The organism is Pseudoalteromonas sp. S327 (assembly GCF_005886415.1).
In the GTDB taxonomy this organism is placed as follows: domain Bacteria; phylum Pseudomonadota; class Gammaproteobacteria; order Enterobacterales; family Alteromonadaceae; genus Pseudoalteromonas; species Pseudoalteromonas atlantica.
Map to the genome: position 1 here is coordinate 17,943 of NZ_PNDP01000008.1, position 21,383 is coordinate 39,325.

A 21,383-nucleotide genomic window follows, 5' to 3' on the forward strand; every position below is an offset into this window, starting at 1 on the left:
AAACTAAATAACGTGATGCTGGCTACTTAGTACTTTCTTTTTTTAGGAATTTTTAACTGGCTTTCAAATTCATCAGGAAAAAGCACCGTGCCGTCGTCCTCTTCGGTAGGGAACACCGCAATAAGTAGGTCGTCTTCTTCAAGGCCGGGTGTCCAGCGGCTAAACCAATCTTTAGTCGGAATGGCTTTTGGTGTACAGCCTTCCCATTCGCCCGTGGCCCAAGCTTGTGCAAAATCGCGGGTTGGCCACACTGGTACACAGTCGTCATCTTCGTTGGCAAGCATTACGCAGCCATCATCGTCGTTTAAAATCCATACTTGTTTGTACTGTTGTACGGTTTCAAACATAAAAGCGAGTCGTTTTTTTGCCCCTAGCCCTAAAATTACGGTTTGTTCTTCAGTCGCATTTGCAGTTGTCATAATTGGCTCACTCTTTATTGCTTCAAATTTGAATTTTACTGTTACAAGTATATCGAGTTATGTGACAGTGTGTTGAAAAATTATTATTTAACCTGAACTCTGGATAATAAATCTATCTCTAGCAGCTATTTTAAGCGCTAACTGCGTTGAATTTACTGAAAATCTCTGACTAGAGACAAAATAAGCTTAACTATCATCATGATAAAATATGTTAGTAAATCTCTTAACCAGAGTTCAGGTTATTTAATTTTGTAATTCAGATCTGTTTTGGTACTCCCTAAGTATATTTTGAGCGAGCATTCAAAATTACCCTTGAATGTTGTTAAAAAGGCCGCATCTCATATGCATACTCATAATGAAGGATTTAACAATGACCACAGATTTACTGGCCCCGTATACATTAAACGACTCACTTGAACTTAAAAATCGCGTTTTTATGGCGCCTTTAACCCGTTGTATGGCTGATGATAATTTAGTACCTACGCAAGATATGGTCGAATATTATGCGCGCCGTGCCGATGCTGGCTTAATTATTAGCGAAGCCACTATCATTCGCCCAGATGCACAGGGCTACCCAAATACACCGGGGTTATTTACCAGCGAGCAAATTCAAGGCTGGAAAAAAGTAACCGACGCCGTACACGCAAACGGCGGTAAAATGTTTGCACAGCTTTGGCATGTTGGCCGTGTTGCTCACCCTCACTTTTTTGACGGCGAAGTATTAGCGCCATCGGCAATTGGTGTTGAAGGCTCTGTACCACGTATGCGTGAGCTGACATACATTACGCCAAAAGCGGCCACTAAAGAGGATATTAATTCATTGATAGCCGACTTTGCTAAAGCGGCCGAAAACGCCATTGAAGCAGGTTTTGATGGTGTAGAAATTCATGGCGCAAATGGTTATTTAATTGATCAGTTTTTACATTACGCTGCAAATGAGCGCACAGATGAATATGGCCAAACACCTGAAAATATGGCGCGTTTTGCAATAGAAGTGACCGATGCGGTTATTAATGCTGTAGGTAATGAGCGTACGGCAATTAGGTTATCGCCAGGTGCTTATTTTAATATGGAAGAAGATAAGCGTGATAAAGCGGTATTTGATTATTTATTAGCGCAGCTAGATGACAAAAAACTGGCTTACATTCATGGCGGTATTTTTGATGACAGCACTCAATTTGACTCTTTAGAAGGTAAAACAACCTCGCAGTATTTGCGCGCTAACACTAAAACCAGCCTTGTAGGGGTAGGTAGCTATAGTTTTGATGATGCAAAACAAGCAATAAACAATGACCAGTTTGATTTAATTGCGATTGGTCGTCCATTTATTGCTAATCCAGATTACATTAGTAAAGTGGCTAATAATGAAGAGCTTGTTGCTTATAGTGACGAGATGTTAGCTAAACTATTCTAATGAATTAGTATTTATATATAAATCAGCCTAGGTTTTTGTGCTTAGGCTGACTTACAAATGACATAACAAAGCCATAAAAACCCCACATTTTTTTAACACCCCTGTAAATAAACTTAATTTTTGTTGTCATAATTCGAAATCATACTGTGCCCGCTTTCATAATTACTTTAGATAATTAAAACCAAACGGGATCACAATGTACGCTTTAACTAATAAATCGATTTTGAGCATGGCAATTGCTATGGCTGTATCAACATCAGCTTATGCAAATGACAACGAAATAGAAGAAATAACCGTTACTGCAAAACCAACCAGTTACGCAAATAATGTGATTGAGCCTGCAATGCTTGATCAACAAACAACGGTTTCGAGTGTGTTATCGGTTATCGATAACTTACCTGGCATTAGCATAAACGAAGGCGATGCATTTGGTGGCGATGACTGGTCTACCACAATTACTATGCGTGGTTTTAGTATTGACTCAAACCAACAGCAATTAGGGATGACCGTTGATGGTATTCCTAACGGTGGCTCAAACTATGGTGGTGGCGCTAAAGCAAACCGTTACCTAGACACTGAAAATTTAGCCACTGTAGAAGTAGGCCAAGGCACCTCAGACATTAGATCGGCATCGCTTGAGGCATTAGGCGGTACATTTAACTTTGTAAGTAAAGCGCCAAGTCTTGATAGCAGCACCACTTTTGCTTACACCTCGGGTAGCCACGATGCGACCCGCTTTTACGTTAAGCACGAAACGGGTACTTTATTTGATAATACACAAGCGTATGTAAGTTACTCGCAAACTGATACTAGCCGCTGGATTGGCTCGGGTAGCAATGGCGGAAAAGATAACCAACACGCAGAGCTTAAATTTGTAACAACGCTTGCTGATTTAACAATTACAGGGCGTTTATCTTACGATGATGTAAGCGAGACTAACTACAACAGTGTAAGTCTTGCGCAATTTGAACAAACGCCAGAGTGGGATCAGCTAACGTGGAACTGGACAGGCGTTCCACATTACGACCAAATGTTTGCTGAGGGCTGGGGTACACTGCGTGAAAATACGTTAGCGTATTTAAAGTTTGAGTATGCACTTTCGTCAACATCGCTTATTACAGTGAGCCCTTATTATCATAAAAACTCGGGCCGTGGCGATTGGATCCCACCGTATTTAACAACTCCAGTAGATGAAAACGGCAACCCAACTACAGAGGGCGGCACTAACGCAGGCTCTTACGGTTTTGTAGATAGCGCAGGTAACGCACTGGCACCAAACGAAGGTTGTACGGCAAGTTTAAGCTGGCCGTGGGAGTCGGGCCCTGGTTTAAACCCAGCATGTTACGATGATACGGCAATACCTGTAATGTCGTATCGTCATACGCATTACAAAAAAGACCGCTTAGGGGTTACTGCCAACTACCAAGCTACGTTTGGCATGCACGACATAGAAGCCGGTTTTTGGTATGAGCAAAGCGACCGTGACGAGTCTCGCGATTGGCACAAAGTAATTAATGCCAGCATTTACCACCACTTTGATAGCACGCCATACTGGACCCAGTATAAAAACACTTTTGAGACCGACACCCTCAAATGGTACGCGCAGGATTCAATGGCTCTTGGCGATTTCACGCTTAACGTAGGTGTTAAAAAGTACCTTGTTGATATTGAAAAGTACGACCATTATCAAAATGCCACAACCGCTAAAGTTAATAGTGACTCTGATGTGTTATTTAGTGGTGGTATTTTGTATCAGCTAAATAACTCAACCGAGCTATTTACCAGCTATAGCGAAAACTTTGCAGCCATAAAAGACGGTGTACTTGAGCGCGACAGCTCTGATTTATCAGCCATTGAAGCTGAAACCGCTGAAAACATCGATTTAGGTGTACGTTATCAAAATAACGCGTTAAACCTGACCGCAACAGCGTATTCAATTGAATTTGATAACCGTATTACGTTTATTGCCCCAGGTAGTGACACTGGCGGTATTGATTACACCATAGGTACAAATGGCTCTTACTTAAATGTAGGGGGTATTGAATCGCAAGGTTTAGAGCTGTCGGCAAGTTACATGCTAAGCCCACAATGGAGTGTATATAGCTCGTACACGAATAATGACTCAGAGTACAAAGGCGATGCACCCGGGTTTGAAGCCGGTGAAAAAGTAATAGACTCAGTAGATGACTTATTTGTGCTATCGACCGATTACTTTAGCGGTGATTTCCGCTTTGGTTTATCGGCTAAATACACCGGTGAGCGTGGCGAAGTTGATGGCTATACCGTGGTTGATTTAAACGCAGGTTACGCAACCGATATAAACGCAGGACCATTTAAAGCTATTGATGTTGCCTTTGTTGTTTATAACGTTACCGATAAAAGCTATTTAGCGGGTGGTACGGGTAATGGCAGCACTTACTTTATTGGTGCGCCACGTACAGCAGCACTGACGTTATCGGCTACGTTTTAATAGCCATAATGTACAGTAAATAATTAAAAGCCCATCTTTGATGGGCTTTTTGTTAAAGGTACACAGTAATTAGGTACACAGTAGTTATGAACTCAATTATAAAAGCCACGGTATTTAGCATCATTGTATTAATCAGCAATACCGCGAGCGCAGCGCAAAATGTAGTGCTAGTGACCCTTGATGGTGTGCGCTGGCAAGAGGTGTTTAGCGGCGCAGATAAAAACCTCATTAATAATGCCGATTTTGTTAAAAACCCAACGCAATTAAATAAGCAATTTTGGGCGCCTACCGCCAGTAAGCGCCAGCAATTACTCATGCCATTTTTAACTCAGCATGTGGCTAAAAAGGGCGTAATTGTAGGTGATAGAGCAAAGGGCTCTAATATGTCGGTGAGCAACCCTTGGTATTTTTCATACCCTGGGTATAACGAAATTCTCACCGGTGAAGTAGATGAAAAAATTAATAGTAACAATAAAGTATTAAACGCCAATAAAACCATTTTAGAGCGCCTAGATGAGCGTGCAGACTTTAAAGGTAAAACCGCTTTGTTTGGGAGCTGGGATGTATTTCCTTACATTGTGAATACTCAGCGTAGTAACGTGTATGTGAATGCGGGTTTTATGCCCATAGAAAACGATTTATTTGCTGATGCTAAGCTTTTAAACGCGTTGCAAAATGAAATTCCAAGCCCATGGGGAAACGTACGCTTGGACAGTTTTACTTACCGATTTTCCAAAGGGTATATGCTGGCAAAAACGCCGCGCTTATTAGTTATTAGCTTAGGTGAAACCGATGACTTTGCGCACGATGGCCATTACGACCAGTATTTAAAATCTGCAAGGCAAAGCGATGCGTTTATAAAAGACTTATGGAGCACAATTCAAACTACACCGGGCTATAAAAACAACACAACGCTTATTGTTACCACCGACCACGGCCGCGGAAGCAGTGCAAGTGACTGGCAGCATCATAGCTCTAAACGTGCGTTGGCCGAGCTGCATTTAGCGGGTAATAAATTTCCTGAGGGCATTGTCGGCTCTGAGCATATTTGGCTTGCTGCCATTGGCCCTGCAATAAAAGGGCACGGTTTAATTACAACACAAAATGAGCTTAAACAGTCGCAGGTTGCAGCCACTGTTTTAAGCGCATTTGGTATAAACCCAAAACACCTAAATTCAAACATGGCACCGCCAATAAGTGAGATTTTAAAATGAAGCAGTTAGTAAAACCTATTACACACGCCGTATTAGCATTAGGGTTAGCGTTTAGCGCAAATACTATGGCAGCCCCTTCAAAAATTTTATTTGGCTCGTGTGGGCATCAAGATAAAGACATCCCAATATTTGACACCATTAATAAAGAGCAGGGCGATTTATTTATATTTTTAGGTGACAATATTTACGGCGACACCAACGATATGACGGTACTTGCCAATAAATACCAAAAATTAGGTGCAAAACCAGGCTTTAAAACACTAAAAGCGAATACGCCAATCATAGCGATGTGGGACGATCACGACTTTGGTCAAAACGATATTGGTAAAGACTACCCACATAAAGAGCAATCTCGCCAAATTATGCTCGATTTTTGGGGCGAGCCTAAAAGCTCTCCTAGGCGCACCCGCACGGACGGCATTTACACGTCGTATATTTATGGTGAGGATGAGCAAACCGTACACGTAATAATGCCCGATTTACGCTGGAACCGTGATGCGCTTAACCACGTAAGCGAGCTTGAATATTACACAAAGCGTAAGCTTAATAACCAAGGCCCGTATAGCCCAACAGAGGTGAAAGGCGCTTCTATGCTAGGTGAGGCGCAGTGGCAATGGCTTGAGCAAGAGCTTAAAAAGCCTGCGGCTATAAAGCTAATTGCCTCAAGCTTGCAGTTATTACCCGATTTTACAGGGTGGGAGTCGTGGGCTAATTTCCCAGAGGATCGTAACCGTTTATTTGCGTTAATTAAAAAACATCAAGTGAATGGGGTTATTATCATCAGTGGCGATACGCACTGGGGCGAAATATCAAAGTATCAACAAAACCTTGATTACCCTTTAATAGAAATGACCAGCTCAGGCCTCACTGAAAAGTGGAAAGACGTAAGCCCAAATAAACACCGTGTAGGTGATTACACCCATAATGTAAATTACGGCGATTTAAGCATAGATTGGCAACAAGCAGATCCGGCCATCTCACTTAAGCTTAAAGGAATAGATGGTAAAGTGATTATGCAAAGCGCATTTAGCTTATCAAGCATTAGCCCTTATAAATAAAATGACCTGAGCAATAAAACGCACAGTGATTAAAATTAACGCTGTGCGCTTAAACTCCCTGCTAACCCGCTGATTTATTAGTGCCAATTTGCTGATTGCGCTACCCCTATAAATGAAAATATCTTAAACTGGTTTTACTTCAAGTAAGGACTCCAGTTGTATGCTCAATATTATTCAATCAAACCGTATGGAAGCGCTGCAGGCTCAGTTTAATCAGCTGTTAAAAGTAAACCCGCTGCAAAGCCCATTCGATAAAGAAGTGGTATTAGTGCAGTCGCCGGGTATGTCGCAGTGGCTAAAAATTGGTTTAAGCGAAAACTTAGGGTTAGCCGCGCAGGTTGATTTTCCGCTGCCATCGAGCTTTATATGGCAGTTATATCAGCAGTTACTGCCCAATGTACCTAAAGAGTCGGCATTTAATAAGCCTAACCTTGCTTGGAAATTATTTGCAATACTGCCCAGCTGTATTGATGAACCGCTTTATTTGCCCTTAAAAACCTATTTAGATGGCGATCTAGACGGGCAAAAAACCTTTGCCCTGTGTGAAAAAATTGCCGATGTGTACGACCAATATTTAATGTACCGCCCGCATTGGATTGCCACTTGGGATAGCGGACAAGACGAACTTGACGATGTTGATGTAAGCATTGCCCCGTGGCAAAGCGATTTATGGCGAAAGCTGGTGGCGCACAGTAAAGCGCTTGGGCAAAGCCAATTTCATCGTGCCAATATGCAAGGGCAGTTACTCGCCGCCCTTGAGAATATGGATAATAGCTTACTACCTAAGCGCATTAGTTTATTTGGTATATCGGCGATTGCGAGCTCGCAGCTTGAGGTGTTTGAAGCCTTGAGCAAAAAAACAGAGGTGTTTTTATTCTTTTTTAATCCTAGCGAGCATTATTGGGGCGATGTGGTTGATGAAAAAACAGCAGCCAAAATAAATGCCAAATACGCCAAAATGCCGCTTTTAGAAGCGCAGCAAAAAAAACAAACTAACCCTGATGAAGAATACTACTTTATAGGTAACCCGCTTTTATCGTCATGGGGAAAACTAGGGCGCGACTATTTTGAGCAACTCGTACAACTTGATGCGCGTTGGATTGATGGCTTTATAGATGCGTTTGACGATAGCTTACTGGGCCAAATTCAAAGCGAGATTTACCAACTGGCATTTAAAGGTGAGTCACTTACCGATAACAAGCAGTGGTTTATAAATGATGAGGGCAAATTGCCCATTAGCGACAGCGACACCAGCATTACTTTAAGCGATTGCCACACACCGCTTAGAGAAGTTGAGCGCTTACACGACTATTTACTTACTTTGTTTAATCAAAACCCGTCGCTCACTCCTAAAGACATTATTGTAATGATGCCTGATGTAGGTACGTACAGCCCGTATATTGAAGCGGTATTTGGCGGCGCGCAAAACACCAGTCGCTTTATTCCTTATGCATTGGCCGATTTAGCCATAGAGCAAGAAAAACCGGTGCTGAGCTCGTTTGCCAGCTTAGCCAATTTGCCGTTTTCGCGTTTTGGTGTTTCGGATATTCTTGATTTATTGCAAGTAACACAAATTGCCGAAAAATTTGCGCTAGAGGCGCACGAGTACGAACAAATTCAATATTGGCTTGAGCGTGTAGGGGTTAAATGGGGTATAAATGCTGAGCACAAAAGCAGCTTTGACTTACCCGCAATAGATTTAAATACCTGGCAGCATGGTTTAAACCGTTTACTGCTAGGCATAGCCCAGCGCGATGAGCAATGCCCGTTTAACGGCATTTATAGTGCCGATGAAGTAGAGGGCATGGCGCTTGATACCCTTAATAAATTGGTGCATTTTATTGATGTACTGCAGCGCTTTAAAGATGAGCTAACCCCTGATGATACCCTTAGCAATAAAGCGGATATTTTATCTGAGCTAATAAATGCTATTTATTTCAATGAAGGCGAAGACAGCTGGGATTTACTGGTACTGCAAAATGTTTTAGAGGAGCTTAAAAAGCACCACGATAATGGTGATTACGATAAACATGTATCGCAACGAATTGTAAGCTACCTGATAAAACAAGGCATTCAAGAAAAAGGGGTAGGGCAGCGCTTTTTAGTGGGGCAAGTTAACTTTTGTACACTAATGCCTATGCGCGCCGTGCCGTTTAAAGTGGTGTGTATGCTTGGCTTAAACGATGCCGATTACCCACGTACGGTGCAGCCAATAGGGTTTGACTTAGTGCCGTATTCTAAAAAACAAAAAGGTGACCGTTCACGTAAATTAGATGATCGTTACTTATTTTTAGAAGCCCTCCTGAGTGCCCGCGAAAATTTATACATAAGTTACATTGGCCGCTCGTGTTTTGACAATCAACCGCGTATGCCATCGACCTTAGTAAGCGAGCTTTTAGAGTACATAGGCCGCAGCTTTACGTTAGCAAATGAAAGCGAAAAAACGCTGCCTGAGTGTTTAATTAATCAACAGCACTTACAGCCTTTTAATCGTGCGTATTACACAGCAGCTGATGAAAAACTGAGTAATCACAGTTTTAATCCTATTTGGCTGCCAAGCGAGCGCATAGACGCGCAGCCGCTAACAGCCATTGATGTAACAGCGCCCGCGCAATTAGAGCTTGATGTATTTATTCGCAGTGTGTGCAACGCCCAAGAGAGCTTTTACCAGCAAACATTAGGTTTACGCCTTCCTGAATTTAACGAAGTAGCAAAAGATGAAGAGCCTTTTAGCCTAGATGCGCTGCGCCGCTACTTTTATTTAGACGAAATACTGCAAGCTAACATTAATGAGCAACCTTTAAGTACAGAGCAAATATTGCAACGGGGGGAGCTGCCACAAGCCAATGTGGGCAATTTAGTGTATGAGAGCATGGCGCACCGAGTAGATGCACTAGCCGGGCAAGTAAAAGAGCATATTAAAAGCGGCAAAACCGACCCGCTTGAGGTGTCTTTACGCATAGAGAACACCACCATTGAGGGCTGGCTTAATCATATTTACCTTCAAAAACAAGTGTTTTACCGAAGTGCCAGTATAAAGGCCAAAGATTTAATTAAGGGCTTTATATATCACCTTGTTGCACAAAGTATGGAGCAAAATGTTGAAACCCTTTTACTGGGGCTCGATAAGCAAATTAGCTTTGCACCGCTGAGTAAAAATGAGGCTGATGCCTTGCTCAGTGATTGGTTTTCACTATACCAAGCCTTGCGCAAAGAGCCTGTGGCATTTTATCCGGTAAGTGGCTATGAATACGTTAAAAGTGGTGGCGATATTGGCAAAGCCATTAGCAAGTTTAACCCACAATACATAGGGCGCGGCGAGGGCGAAAACCCGTATATTCGTTTAACGGTGCAATCGCTCAATGACTGCCAAGAAGAGTTTATTAAGTGGAGCGAAAAATTACTCTCCCCATTACATGCACATGCAAAGGAGAGTGACCATGCAAGCGCTTAATCCGCTAACAATGCCGTTAAAAGGGCAAAGTTTAATAGAAGCCAGTGCGGGTACGGGTAAAACCTACACCATTACCGGGCTTTATTTACGTTATTTATTAGGCTTGCAAATACCAGGGGAGATAAACCCCCCGTTAAGCGTTGAGCAAATACTTGTGGTTACCTTTACCGATGCCGCTACGCAAGAAATTAAAGACCGCGTACGCAGCCGTATTATTGCTGCGCGCGATGCATTACTTGGCCAAAACCCAAATGATGAATTAATAGAAGGTGTAATAGCCGCAGTAGATGATAAACACCGCGCCTTTGATTTACTCGATGCCGCCGCTAAATCTATGGACGAAGCCGCTATATTTACCATTCATGGTTTTTGCCAACGCATGTTAAAGCAGCATGCGTTTGAATCGGGCGTTGCTTTTAATCTTGAATTTATTTTAGATGAGCGTGATATACTGCTCGACACAATTAAGGATTTTTGGCGCGCCTTTGTATACCCACTTAATAAAGAACGCACTGATGCTATTTTAGAGGTGTTTGCAGCCCCTGAATCGCTATTTAGCCAAGTTAGTAGTGTGCTAAATAAAGCCAATGCGAATATAGTGCCGCAAATAAACTTAGATGACGTATTTAAAGCTCGGGATGAGTACATTGCTAAAGTACCCGCTTTCAAAAAAGCAGTGCTGGAGCAAGAGTTTATAGCTGCAATAAAGGGCTCGGGTTTAAGTGGCTCTAAAACACCTGGGCGAAAAGGTAGTTTAACGGCCCTTGAAGGATTTTGTTTAGGTGATGAGTTATTTTTTGAATTTGGCACCAATAAATACTCGTTTGAGGTGTGGAGCAGCGAAAACCTAAGTGATGCCAGTAATTATAAAAAAAATCAGCCATTATTTAGCCACCCTCTGCTTAGCCTGTTTGATGAGCTCAGTGCACTTAATACTAAAATTAATCAGGGTCTTAAAATTGCTGTTGTACAAACCGCAGCTCGGTGGGTTAAACAGGCAATTGTAAAACGCAAGCAAGAGCAAAGTGTGATCACCCCAGATGATTTACTGACTAATTTACACAGTGCTTTAAATGCCGAGCAGGGCGAGGCTTTATCGCAAAAAATAGCGCAGCTATTTCCTGTTGCCATGATTGATGAGTTTCAAGATACCGATCCGATTCAGTACGGAATTTTTAGCAAAATATACGGCCAAGAAAAAACGACGCTTGCCATGATAGGCGACCCAAAACAGGCTATTTATGGCTTTAGGGGCGCTGATATTTTTACCTATATTGGCGCAAAAGAGTCGGTAGAGCCTGAGCAGCAATTTACTTTAGGTACCAATTTTCGCTCAAGCACCGATATAGTAAGCAGTGTGAACAGTTTGTTTTCTAAACATGCCAATAGCTTTATTTATAACGATGCCATACCGTTTAACGCAGTAGCAGCAAAAGGCAAAAAAGCCGATGAAACATTTACAATAGATGGCAAACCTGCCACCGCGTTTGAATTTAATGTATTTGTAGATGAAGCTGCAGATGAAAAAAACAAACCCACCAGCAAAGGCGTTGGGCAAGGGCATTTGGCCAGCTATTTTGCCAATAAAATAGTGACATTGCTTGAGCAAGCCGAGCAAGGGCGAGCGTGCATTGGTAAGCATAAGGTGACCGCTGCCGATATTTGTATATTGGTGCGCGACCGTGTAGAAGCGCAAATAATGAAAAAAGCACTGAGCAATGCCAATATTGCTAGCGTGTATTTATCGCGCGACAGTGTTTTTAGCCAAGAGCTTAGCCACCATTTACTTAACTTTTTAACGGCATTGCATGGGCAATATAACGAGTCATTACTGCGCGGCGTATTAGCTGGGCCGTTATTTTGTTTAAGCTACAACGAAATTTACGCCCTTGCTGATGATGAAAATAAATGGCAAGAGCACTTAAACTTTTTTGCTCAACTTAGCCATATTTGGAACAAGCAAGGCGCAATGGCGATGCTTGAGCGTTTGTTAAGCCATAATCAGCTGAGCGCTAAGTGGCAAGGACTTGGCTATAACGTTGAGCGCTGGTTAACCGACTTTAGACACTTAGGTGAAATACTGCAGCAAAAGCAAATAGAGCTAGAAGGCACTTTGCGCTTGCTGCGTTGGTTTGCACAAAAGGTTAGCCAGCAAGATGGCGAAACCGTGCAAGTACGCCTAGAGAGTGACGCCAACTTAGTTAAAATTGTGACTATGCATGCCTCAAAAGGGCTCGAGTATCCGCTGGTATTTATGCCTTTTGCCAGTGGCTATCGCGAAACTAAAGAAGCGCTTTATCACCAAAACGGCCAGCTAGTTTACGATTTAAGTAAAAACGAAGACGCCTTAGCACAAGCCGAGCAAGAACGCCTAGCTGAAGACTTACGCTTACTTTATGTTGCCCTTACCCGCGCGGTACATTTTTGTGCACTTGGGGTGTATAACATAGGGCAAGGGCAAAGTAGCCGTTTGGCTATACAAAGTAGTGCATTAGGGCATGTGTTATTTGCAGGGCTTGAGCTTACAAGTAGCCAAACGTGGCGCACCCACTTAAATGAATTTTGCGACGCTCACACCGAAATGCATTATCAGCAATTTACGGCTGAGCAATTGGCCGAACAAGGCCAATTAACACTTAATAGCGCAGTGCAGCAAAGCCAAGCGTTAAGAGTTAATACGGTTACAGCCAACATAGAGCGAGATTGGCGAGCAACCAGCTTTAGCGCGCTGAGCTTTAAAAAGCACACCGATCATATTGAGCCTGGGCGCAGCGATGAAGATCATGAAAAAGATGAATTTGCTAACAGCCAAGATGAAATACCATCGCCTTACAGTTTCCCCAAGGGGGCGAAGCCTGGAAGCTGTTTGCATGAAATATTTGAGCAAATAGACTTTACCAGTGCGCAAGTACACCCTACAAATCCAGAGCAAAATTTAGCAGAGGTAGTTAAACATGCGCTGGATAAATACCATATTAGCGAAAGCTGGCAACACGTGACCGAGCAATGGGTGCTTGATTCGTTAACCTGCCCCTTAAACAATGAGGGATTAAGCTTAAGCCAATTAGCCCCGACAGATTGCCTAGTCGAAATGGAATTTAATTTACCTTTAGATAGTTTAAGCGCGCCTCAATTAAACGAAATACTGGTTAAGCATTTTGGTTTTACCCAAAGCAAACTCGAGTTTGCTCATGTAAAAGGCCTGTTAAAGGGATTTATAGATTTAATTTTTTGCTATCAAGGGAAGTATTATATTTTAGATTATAAGTCTAATTACTTAGGCAATACGCCCGCTGATTATGAAAGCGACCTGCTAGAGCAAGCCATGAATAGCCATCAGTATCATTTACAGTATTTAATTTATAGCGTTGCGCTGCACCGATTACTCAAACAACGCATTAGTGATTATGCAATAGAAACCCACTTAGGCGGGGTTTATTATACGTTTTTACGCGGCATGCCGGCGGGCAAAGGGGTGTATTTTAATAAGCTTAGCGCAGAGCAAATCACACTATTAGATGGCTTATTTAGCCAAGGAGCCATGTTATGAGTGACTACCCTATGCAGCAAAGCCTGTTTGATGAGCCGCCAGCACCTGCCCAACCGTTAAATACGGTGGAGCTGCTTGACTACTTATTAGATGAAAAACGCATAAGAATGGTAGATGTAAAGCTTGCCTTAATGCTGTGCGATAACCAGCAAAACGACGTGTTTTATATAGTGTTATTGCTGTGTTTAGCACAGCAAAGCCAGCATAGCTGTTTAACATTAAAAGAAGTCGACTGGCAAAACCCGTTTAATTTACGCCAAAGCGACTTTACTAAAACCGAGGGCAATGTACCAAATATTACATCGCCTTTTAACGAAGCCTTTAACTACCTCGATGCGCTTAGCTGTTTAAGTGCCCATAACAGTGTGGGCGAGGCCAAACCCTTACAGTTATTTAACGAACGGCTTTATTTTGCGCGCCTAGCTGATTATGAGCACACCTTAGCTACACGTTTACTTGCGATGAGTGAGCGCCATTTAAATATAAATACCCAGTTACTCAGCCAATTATTAAATGACTACTTTGTTGATAACTCAGCGCTTGCGATTGATTGGCAAAAAGTAGCTTGTGCTATTGCCGCAACAAAAGGCTTTAGCGTTATTACGGGCGGGCCAGGGACAGGTAAAACCACCACCGTGACTAAGCTATTAGCTATTTTACAGTCGCTTTATAAAAGTGCACCTTTAAGCATTAAACTGGTGGCGCCTACAGGTAAAGCGGCAGCCCGTTTAAGTGAATCAATTTTAGGTGCAAAAGAGCAACTTAAAAATATTCCTGAGGATATAAAGGCCTTAATTCCCGATAGTGCGCAAACCATTCACCGGCTTCTAGGGGTTAAACCCTTTACTAATAAATTTAAGCATAACAGCACCAATCCGCTGCATTTAGATGTACTTATTATTGATGAAGCCAGCATGGTTGATTTATCACTCATGGCTAAATTAATAGAAGCACTGCCTGCGCATGCGCGTTTAATATTGCTTGGCGATAAAGACCAACTTGCCTCGGTAGATACCGGCAGTGTAATGAGTGACTTATGCCAAGGGTTAGCATTGGGTGAAACGCCTAATTACTCGCAAGCACGATGTGATGAGCTCAATACTTTATGTTTTAAAGGAGAGGCTAAATTAGCGGCGCCTGGACATAGCGAATTTAAACTAGCCGATTGCATTGCATTTTTACAACACAGCTACCGATTTGATGCACAAAGTGGCATTGGCCAGCTTGCGCTGGCGGTTAATACTAACCATAACGGTATTTTAAAATACGTAGAGCAACAAAGCACACAAGGGCAATTTAACGATGTTATTTTAGATTATGACTTTGTTGCAAAACCCATAGAAAAATTAATAAACAGTGCTGCTAAGCATTACGCTCATTATTTAAATTTAATTGCACAAGGGGCTAGTGTTGCAGATGTTCACGCGGCGTTTTCTCAATATCAATTATTAGCCGCCGTGCGTGAGGGTGATTACGGCGTAAATAGCTTAAACAGCCGCATTGAACGCGCACTTGTGCAGCAAGGGTTAATATCGGTAAGCCCCAACCAGCGCCATTACAGTGGTATGCCTATTATGGTGAGCCAAAACGATTATCAACTTAAGTTGTTTAATGGGGATATTGGTATTTTAATGCCCGATGAAAGCGGGCAGTTAAAAGCGTTATTTATTGATGAGCAAAACACGGTTCGGGCGTTTTCACCTGCGCGCCTGCCTGCTCACGATAAAGTGTATGTAATGACCATACATAAATCGCAGGGCTCGGAGTTTAGTTATACGGCTATGGTTTTACCGCCGCTTAAACACGCCAGTATGGGTGTAAATAGGCAGCTGGTGTACACAGGAATAACACGTGCTAAAAACACCTTTGAGCTGGTGGCCGATAAAAAAGTACTGCAATTGGCCATGAGCAAAAGCGTATCAAGAGCCTCAGGGTTGTATGAAAGACTAAAGTAGTTAACTTACTTTACTGATGATTATTTATTCTAATTACCTTTTATAATGTGGGTTAATGCTTTAAAAAATGTAGTAGTAAATTTAATGTTTCTCGGAATCAGAAAAATAGCGACTTCTATACTTTAATCTTCATAACAGTTTGATGGGCTTAAAATCATTCAAAAATACTGTAGTAATGATTGGTTTGGTTATAAGCGCAGCTACTAACGAATTATAATTAACTTAGAAAAAAGGGGTTACGATAAATTATAACTTTGGTGATTTTTAAAAGCGAAATATGAGTTGCATCTAATAAGCTGTATAGGGAAACATCTACGGCAATATGTATAACTAACCCGCAGCACTCATTGGAGGCATCTCTAGCTGTGTAAAACTCTTATTTAGAATAAATTTTTGTCTGACTATTAACGCAATCACCCTAGCCCAGCATAGCTTACTTAATTAGCAAATTAGTATAAGTTTATACTGAACTTACTCTTTTTATAAAGCCGGTTTATTTATAAAATTTTTAAGAAAAGTTAGTTTTATACTGCTGTAAGTTTAAAGCAGAGAGAAAATTATTTTATTAATGGTTCTCAAGGTTGTTTATTGTTATGTTTATATATAATAAATAATAAGAAAAGACTCTATTGAAAGTTAATATTCATTAGGGTATATTTTTCGCTCATTTAATTTATATGGAAATTTATTCAGTTATGCTAAAAAAAATTATTATCAGTGTTTTACCCGTACTTGCTCTAGCTGGTTGTGGGTCAACACCGCCGATTCAAGCACAAGAAAAAACTATTGCATATCAAGGACAAACTTATGTGTTTGGTGGTCAGTATGATGAGAATCGCAACGAATTACAACTTACTGTAAATGGAGATCCTTTATTGAAAGGGCGCTTTCCCCCATATACTCCTACACTAAACTTAGCAAGTGACTATCAAGATGTACATATTTCTAGTTATTGTTACTTTGGCTCAGTTTTGAGTAGCAAAGGAGGGGTTTTTGGTGCAGTGGCTGGTGCAATTCAGTCATCAAACTCAAAGTCTGGCGATAAGTGTGATATTAAAATCGGTGGTGAAACAATAGAAAGCCTATATTTTTAGTTCAGCTTAAGAATTATCATCTTAGATCAAGTGTTCTGCTTGATCTCTCAACTTAGCATTTCCACTTCGATATTTCCTTCAAAATACAATTTAGATAGCTTTTATTAATATAAGCTTCTCTTAAAAGAGTAGATTTATTCGTGACTTAGATTACTAGTAAATATTAGTCATTTTAAAAAAGAAAAAATATTTAAGTATACATTAATTCATTCACCAAAGTGTTAAAAATAGATGGTAATTCTATTATTATAGAATCGTTACAGTCCTAAATATTGCAATTATTTAAATTTAAGTAATTGAATATACAGTCAATATAGATTTAACAGAATTTAAATGATAATAAATTGTTGCATTTTTGAGCGTTGTTCCTAATACTGGTCAATGCATGTGCGCCTGCACATGTGTAAATGAATACCTTAAGTACATAGGCATAAAAATAAAACACTGAACACATTAAGGATTTATATGAACAACTCTAAACGAACACACACACTTAAATATCTACTTTTTGCCAGCGCTGCGTTTTTAATGAGCTTTTCTGCACTGAGTAAAGAGCACAAAATTATACTGATCCACGGCTTGCAGGTATCGCAAATAACCAATAAGTCGGGCAGCGATGTAATTAACGACGGTGAAACCTATTGGCAAACCTATTGGAATAACCGTGCTGATGAACGTATTGATTGGCCTGCCTATGAGCGCATTGAAGGTAAAATTGCGACCGATTGGGTATGGCCTAAATTAAAGCAAATATCGCGTTCTAACTTATGTGCTGATGGCTGTGTGTTAGTGACGCATTCAACAGGCGATTTAGTTGCTCGCCATATTATTGATAACCAAGCTAATTGGCTTGAAAATGCCGGCCTGACACCACTTAATATTGTGGCGACCTTTGATTTAGCGGGAGCAGGGGGCGGCAGCGAGCTTGCCGATATTGCCGTAAGTGCTTTAACTGGCGCAGCATGGAACTTTGCAGTGGATGCAGCACTCAAATGGTGGTTAGGCAGCGATGTAACAGAAGCGGTGGGCGTATTACACGATTTAAAAGTAAATAACGCACGCAAAATTTCGCCGTTTCCAGATGCGCGTACGCCGCGTTTACGTTTTGTAGCCGATGGTAATGAGTACCTAGGTTTAACGGGCGGGTTTTTAAAAGGTAATGATGATTCGGTGGTGGCATCGCATTCATCGTGTGGAGCAAGCGCGGCTAAATCGTTTGGTAGTTGTAGTAGCAGTATTGATACTAATGGCCAGTTAAAATCACAAGGCGATGCCGTTAATAGCTTTATGCCGCACCATTATCCAATGATGATGAGCGACAGCTACAGCCACAACGAGATCCATAATGCGCAGCGCAAAGGGAATGTCACAATTGCCATGAACAATATAAATGTAGATGGTCAAAATATTGGCTTTAACACATTTGATAAAACAACGGGTACTTGGTTTTGGAAAAAACACTACCGCTATATTAAGGATTCAAACACACAAAGTGCCTCGGCACTTATTTATAGCGTGATCCCTTAATAAGTACCTAAATTTTATAAACGCGTTAGGTATTAAACGCTAGAGCGTGTAGTTATTTGCTGCACGCTTTGAAAGGATTGATGCAACATGAAAAAGTTTTACATTGGTGCCGCTGTAGTCAGTATTGCGATGTTTTTACTGTGGTTTACAAATAAAAATGAAGTTAAAACGCTTGAGCCTCCCGCTGCGCTGGCAATAAAAAATAAGACAGATCCAGCAAGCCCAGATAAAAACACGGTAATAACCATTGATGTGCCAAAACAAAAACAGGCAAAAAGCCCTCCCAAAATACATTATGATCAGCACTTGGCCAGTGCCGCAGAGCATGTGGCAATGCAATACCAAAGCGCACTAAAATACCCGCCTTATTCGCAGCCTTTAAGCGCACTTGATGAAGACCGTTTAAAGCCTAATCAGTTTTACCCAGTTACAAGCCCCATTGACGATGCGGGTAATGCCCTCGTTGTTAGTTTAGATAAATATCGGTTTGTATATCCGCAAGAAATAACCATTAATATTGCTGCGCAAAACCTAGCAGAGGTAAATGTAGCGCTAAGCGATACCGATACTAAAGCCTCAATCAGTTCAAAAACCACCACAGCTCAGCAGGGTGAAGCTACGGTTAAATTTAAAGCCAGTGAAGACTACCCGCGAAATTTACAGCTATTTGTAGAGGCAAATGTTGCAGGTAAAAAGGTACCTGCAGTAGCGCAAATACAGTATATGCCACCCAGTGCGACGCTTATTGATTTTGATAATGCCTATGCACAAAACGAAAACATGATAGCCACAGCCCATTTAAAAGTGCTTAAAAGTGGCTTATATAGAATTAGAGCTAATTTATACAGTGATACGACCCCACTTGCACATTTGGTGACTAAAAAGAAACTTTCACAAGGCAGTCAAACGGTGGATTTAAAGGCGCATTGGTCGGTATTACCACAAGGGGTGGTTAACATGCGTTTAAGTGACTTTGTGATAGAGCGCATGTCGCCAAGCCCAGGTGAGCGTAATAGTTTTGGTAGCAGTGAGATTACTGAGTTTGAAATTACAGATTTTGCCTACGATAGTTTGCAACAGTTGCCTTATCAAGCAAACGAGCAAGAGCGAATGAGTTTAGAGTTTTTAAAAGGGTTAGCTGATAAAGGCGCTTAGCAGGATTAATGAGTATAAAAAAAGGGGCGAGTAGCCCCTTAACTGTATTTTTAAAACCGTTAGCTTAGATTAATAGTAACCACATCAGCTTGTTGCTGTTGGTTTTCATCTTCATCGCTGACAGGCGCGTTAGGTATATCTGGTTTATCGAGTGCTATATCGCCGCCATCAATAACGTCGCCGGTTTTTAGGTTTTCAAAGTCAAATAGTTCTGTATCGGCTAAATGCGAAGGCACCACATTTTGCATTGCAGTAAAAATACTCTCAATACGCCCAGGGTGGTCTTTATTCCACTGCGCTAGCATGTTTTTAGTGTGTTTACGTTGCAGGTTTTCTTGTGAGCCACATAAGTTACACGGAATAATAGGGTAGCCTTGGCTAAATGCGTATTTACTTATATCGGCTTCTTTACAATAAGCGAGCGGACGAATAACCATATGCTCGCCGTTATCGCTCATTAATTTAGCCGGCATGCTTTTAAGTTTACCGCCGTAAAACATGTTTAAAAAGAGTGTTTCGATCATGTCATCGCGGTGATGGCCAAGGGCAATTTTAGTTGCGCCCATTTCTTTGGCTGTACGGTACAAAATACCACGACGTAGGCGTGAGCAAAGCGAACACGTGGTTTTACCCTCAGGGATGATATCGGTAACAATGCTGTAGGTGTCTTCTTCTACAATTTTGTATTCAATATCTTGTTTATCAAGGTACTCAGGTAAAACGTGTTCAGGAAAGCCTGGTTGTTTTTGATCGAGATTAACAACAAATAAATCAAATTTAATGGGCGCCACACGCTTTAAATGTTTAAGCATATCAAGCATGGTGTAACTGTCTTTACCACCCGATAGGCATACCATTATACGGTCGCCTTCTTCTATCATGTTAAAGTCCATGACGGCTTGGCCTGTAAGACGGCGTAAACGCTTTTGTAGCTTATTTAAGTTGTATTGAGCTTTGGCTTGAGCTGAGTGAGACACTACGCCCCCTTATAAAACAATGCGGCAAATTATTTGCTGAAAATAAAGTGGCGTATTATATACCCAAGTACTATGGGGATTAAAGCGCTAGTTAAGGCTTTGTTTAACTTTTGGCAAGCGGGCTTACGTAGCCATCAGGTTTTAATGCCAAGACATCGCAATCAAGGCTATCAATTACGTGCTCGGCAGTGTTGCCAACCAATGCGGCACTGAGCCCCGTGCGCCCTACGGTGCCAATCACCACCAGTTCGCTATTTAAGCGATTTGCTACATCGGGGATCACATCCTCCGGTAGGCCTTCTTCTATAAAGCATTGCTCATTAGTTAAACTAAAAGTTTTAGCAAGCTCGTTGGTGGATTCTATGTGGTGTTTTTTTACAGATTCGTTATAAAGCCCAGGGTTAAATTCTGGTATCTCTATGGCAATATTAATGGGGGTAGCAGGGTAGGCATTAACTAAGTTAAGTTTAGCGTTGGCAAGTTCACATAAAAATTGTGCATCTTTAATAATGCGTTTATTAAGGGCTACATGCTCATCGTTTTCACTAACCGCATTGACCGCGGCTAAAATATTACCTTGCTCAGGCCAAGCCATTTCTTTTACAAATAACACAGGTGTGGGGCATTTACGTACTAAGTGCCAGTCGGTAGGGGTAAAAATAACCGATTTTAGCGCACCATGCTGATGGGTACTTTTAACAACTAAATCATATTCTTGTTCAATAACGGTATTAATAATGGCTTCAAAAGGGCGGTTATGCCAGACCACCTGGGTGGTGATATTTACATCTGGGTAGGTAGAAATTATATCCTTAAGCCATAATTCTCTATCGTTTATAACGGCTTTTCGCATTGCTTCGCGCTCTTCAAACGACAACATAGTGGTCATTTCGTAAGAAAAGTCGTAAACAGTCATAAAGGCGGTAATACTGGCGCCTGACTTTTTGGCTAAATCAATCGAGCGAGCTAAACCGTGATGGTCATCCTTAGTGGGATCAATAACGGCTAAAATACGTTTAATAGTGTTCATATGCTACTCCCTTTTTAACTTACTTTCAGTGTAACGTAAATACACAGCAGTTAAAGGGGTAGCACT

General features: G+C 41.4%; 13 protein-coding genes. 10 read left to right on the top strand and 3 right to left on the bottom strand.

Annotated elements, in window-relative coordinates; translation table 11 throughout:
• Positions 1 to 26: 26 nt before the first annotated feature.
• The gene (locus CWB60_RS03585; protein WP_004588808.1) at positions 27 to 419 is read right to left on the bottom strand and encodes a DUF2750 domain-containing protein; all 393 of its coding nucleotides are present in this window, start codon (positions 417 to 419) and stop codon (positions 27 to 29) included.
• Between the two features lie 370 nt (positions 420 to 789).
• Here CWB60_RS03585 and CWB60_RS03590 point away from each other — a divergent pair, with 370 nt between their 5' ends.
• The 10 genes from CWB60_RS03590 (at position 790) to CWB60_RS03635 (ending at position 19,310) form a co-directional block, all read left to right on the top strand.
• Positions 790 to 1,833 (top strand): alkene reductase, encoded by a 1,044-nt coding sequence (locus CWB60_RS03590; protein WP_096739789.1) that lies wholly within the window; start codon positions 790 to 792, stop codon positions 1,831 to 1,833.
• Positions 1,834 to 2,029: 196 nt separating this feature from the next.
• Positions 2,030 to 4,303, top strand: coding sequence for a TonB-dependent receptor domain-containing protein (locus CWB60_RS03595; protein WP_138579704.1), 2,274 nt, complete (start codon positions 2,030 to 2,032; stop codon positions 4,301 to 4,303).
• A gap of 86 nt (positions 4,304 to 4,389) precedes the next feature.
• Positions 4,390 to 5,517 carry an alkaline phosphatase family protein gene (locus CWB60_RS03600; RefSeq protein ID WP_138579705.1) on the top strand — a complete coding sequence of 376 codons (1,128 nt, stop codon included), beginning with the start codon at positions 4,390 to 4,392 and terminating at the stop codon, positions 5,515 to 5,517.
• The gene (locus CWB60_RS03605) at positions 5,514 to 6,575 is read left to right on the top strand and encodes an alkaline phosphatase D family protein (RefSeq protein WP_138579706.1); all 1,062 of its coding nucleotides are present in this window, start codon (positions 5,514 to 5,516) and stop codon (positions 6,573 to 6,575) included. Before CWB60_RS03600 ends, CWB60_RS03605 begins: the two co-directional genes overlap by 4 nt.
• Before the next feature lie 160 nt (positions 6,576 to 6,735).
• Positions 6,736 to 10,029: an exodeoxyribonuclease V subunit gamma gene (gene recC, locus CWB60_RS03610; protein ID WP_138579707.1), complete on the top strand. Its 3,294-nt coding sequence runs from the start codon at positions 6,736 to 6,738 to the stop codon at positions 10,027 to 10,029.
• Positions 10,016 to 13,579, top strand: a complete 3,564-nt coding sequence (gene recB, locus CWB60_RS03615) for an exodeoxyribonuclease V subunit beta (protein ID WP_138579708.1) — start codon at positions 10,016 to 10,018, stop codon at positions 13,577 to 13,579. Before recC ends, recB begins: the two co-directional genes overlap by 14 nt.
• Positions 13,576 to 15,534 (top strand): exodeoxyribonuclease V subunit alpha, encoded by a 1,959-nt coding sequence (gene recD, locus CWB60_RS03620; RefSeq protein ID WP_138579709.1) that lies wholly within the window; start codon positions 13,576 to 13,578, stop codon positions 15,532 to 15,534. The genes recB and recD overlap by 4 nt, the downstream gene beginning before the upstream one ends.
• A gap of 695 nt (positions 15,535 to 16,229) precedes the next feature.
• Positions 16,230 to 16,628: a hypothetical protein gene (locus CWB60_RS03625; protein ID WP_096042570.1), complete on the top strand. Its 399-nt coding sequence runs from the start codon at positions 16,230 to 16,232 to the stop codon at positions 16,626 to 16,628.
• A gap of 465 nt (positions 16,629 to 17,093) precedes the next feature.
• Positions 17,094 to 18,155 (top strand): hypothetical protein, encoded by a 1,062-nt coding sequence (locus CWB60_RS03630; RefSeq protein ID WP_138579710.1) that lies wholly within the window; start codon positions 17,094 to 17,096, stop codon positions 18,153 to 18,155.
• A gap of 87 nt (positions 18,156 to 18,242) precedes the next feature.
• Complete coding sequence (locus tag CWB60_RS03635; RefSeq protein WP_138579711.1) at positions 18,243 to 19,310, top strand: hypothetical protein; 1,068 nt, start codon at positions 18,243 to 18,245, stop codon at positions 19,308 to 19,310.
• 59 nt (positions 19,311 to 19,369) lie between these two features.
• On the opposite strand, the gene ttcA is transcribed toward CWB60_RS03635, so the two are convergent.
• Both ttcA and uspE read right to left on the bottom strand, forming a co-directional pair.
• Positions 19,370 to 20,287: a tRNA 2-thiocytidine(32) synthetase TtcA gene (ttcA, locus tag CWB60_RS03640; RefSeq protein ID WP_029774533.1), complete on the bottom strand. Its 918-nt coding sequence runs from the start codon at positions 20,285 to 20,287 to the stop codon at positions 19,370 to 19,372.
• Positions 20,288 to 20,390: 103 nt separating this feature from the next.
• The gene (gene uspE, locus CWB60_RS03645) at positions 20,391 to 21,317 is read right to left on the bottom strand and encodes a universal stress protein UspE (RefSeq protein ID WP_024032584.1); all 927 of its coding nucleotides are present in this window, start codon (positions 21,315 to 21,317) and stop codon (positions 20,391 to 20,393) included.
• Positions 21,318 to 21,383: the final 66 nt, after the last annotated feature.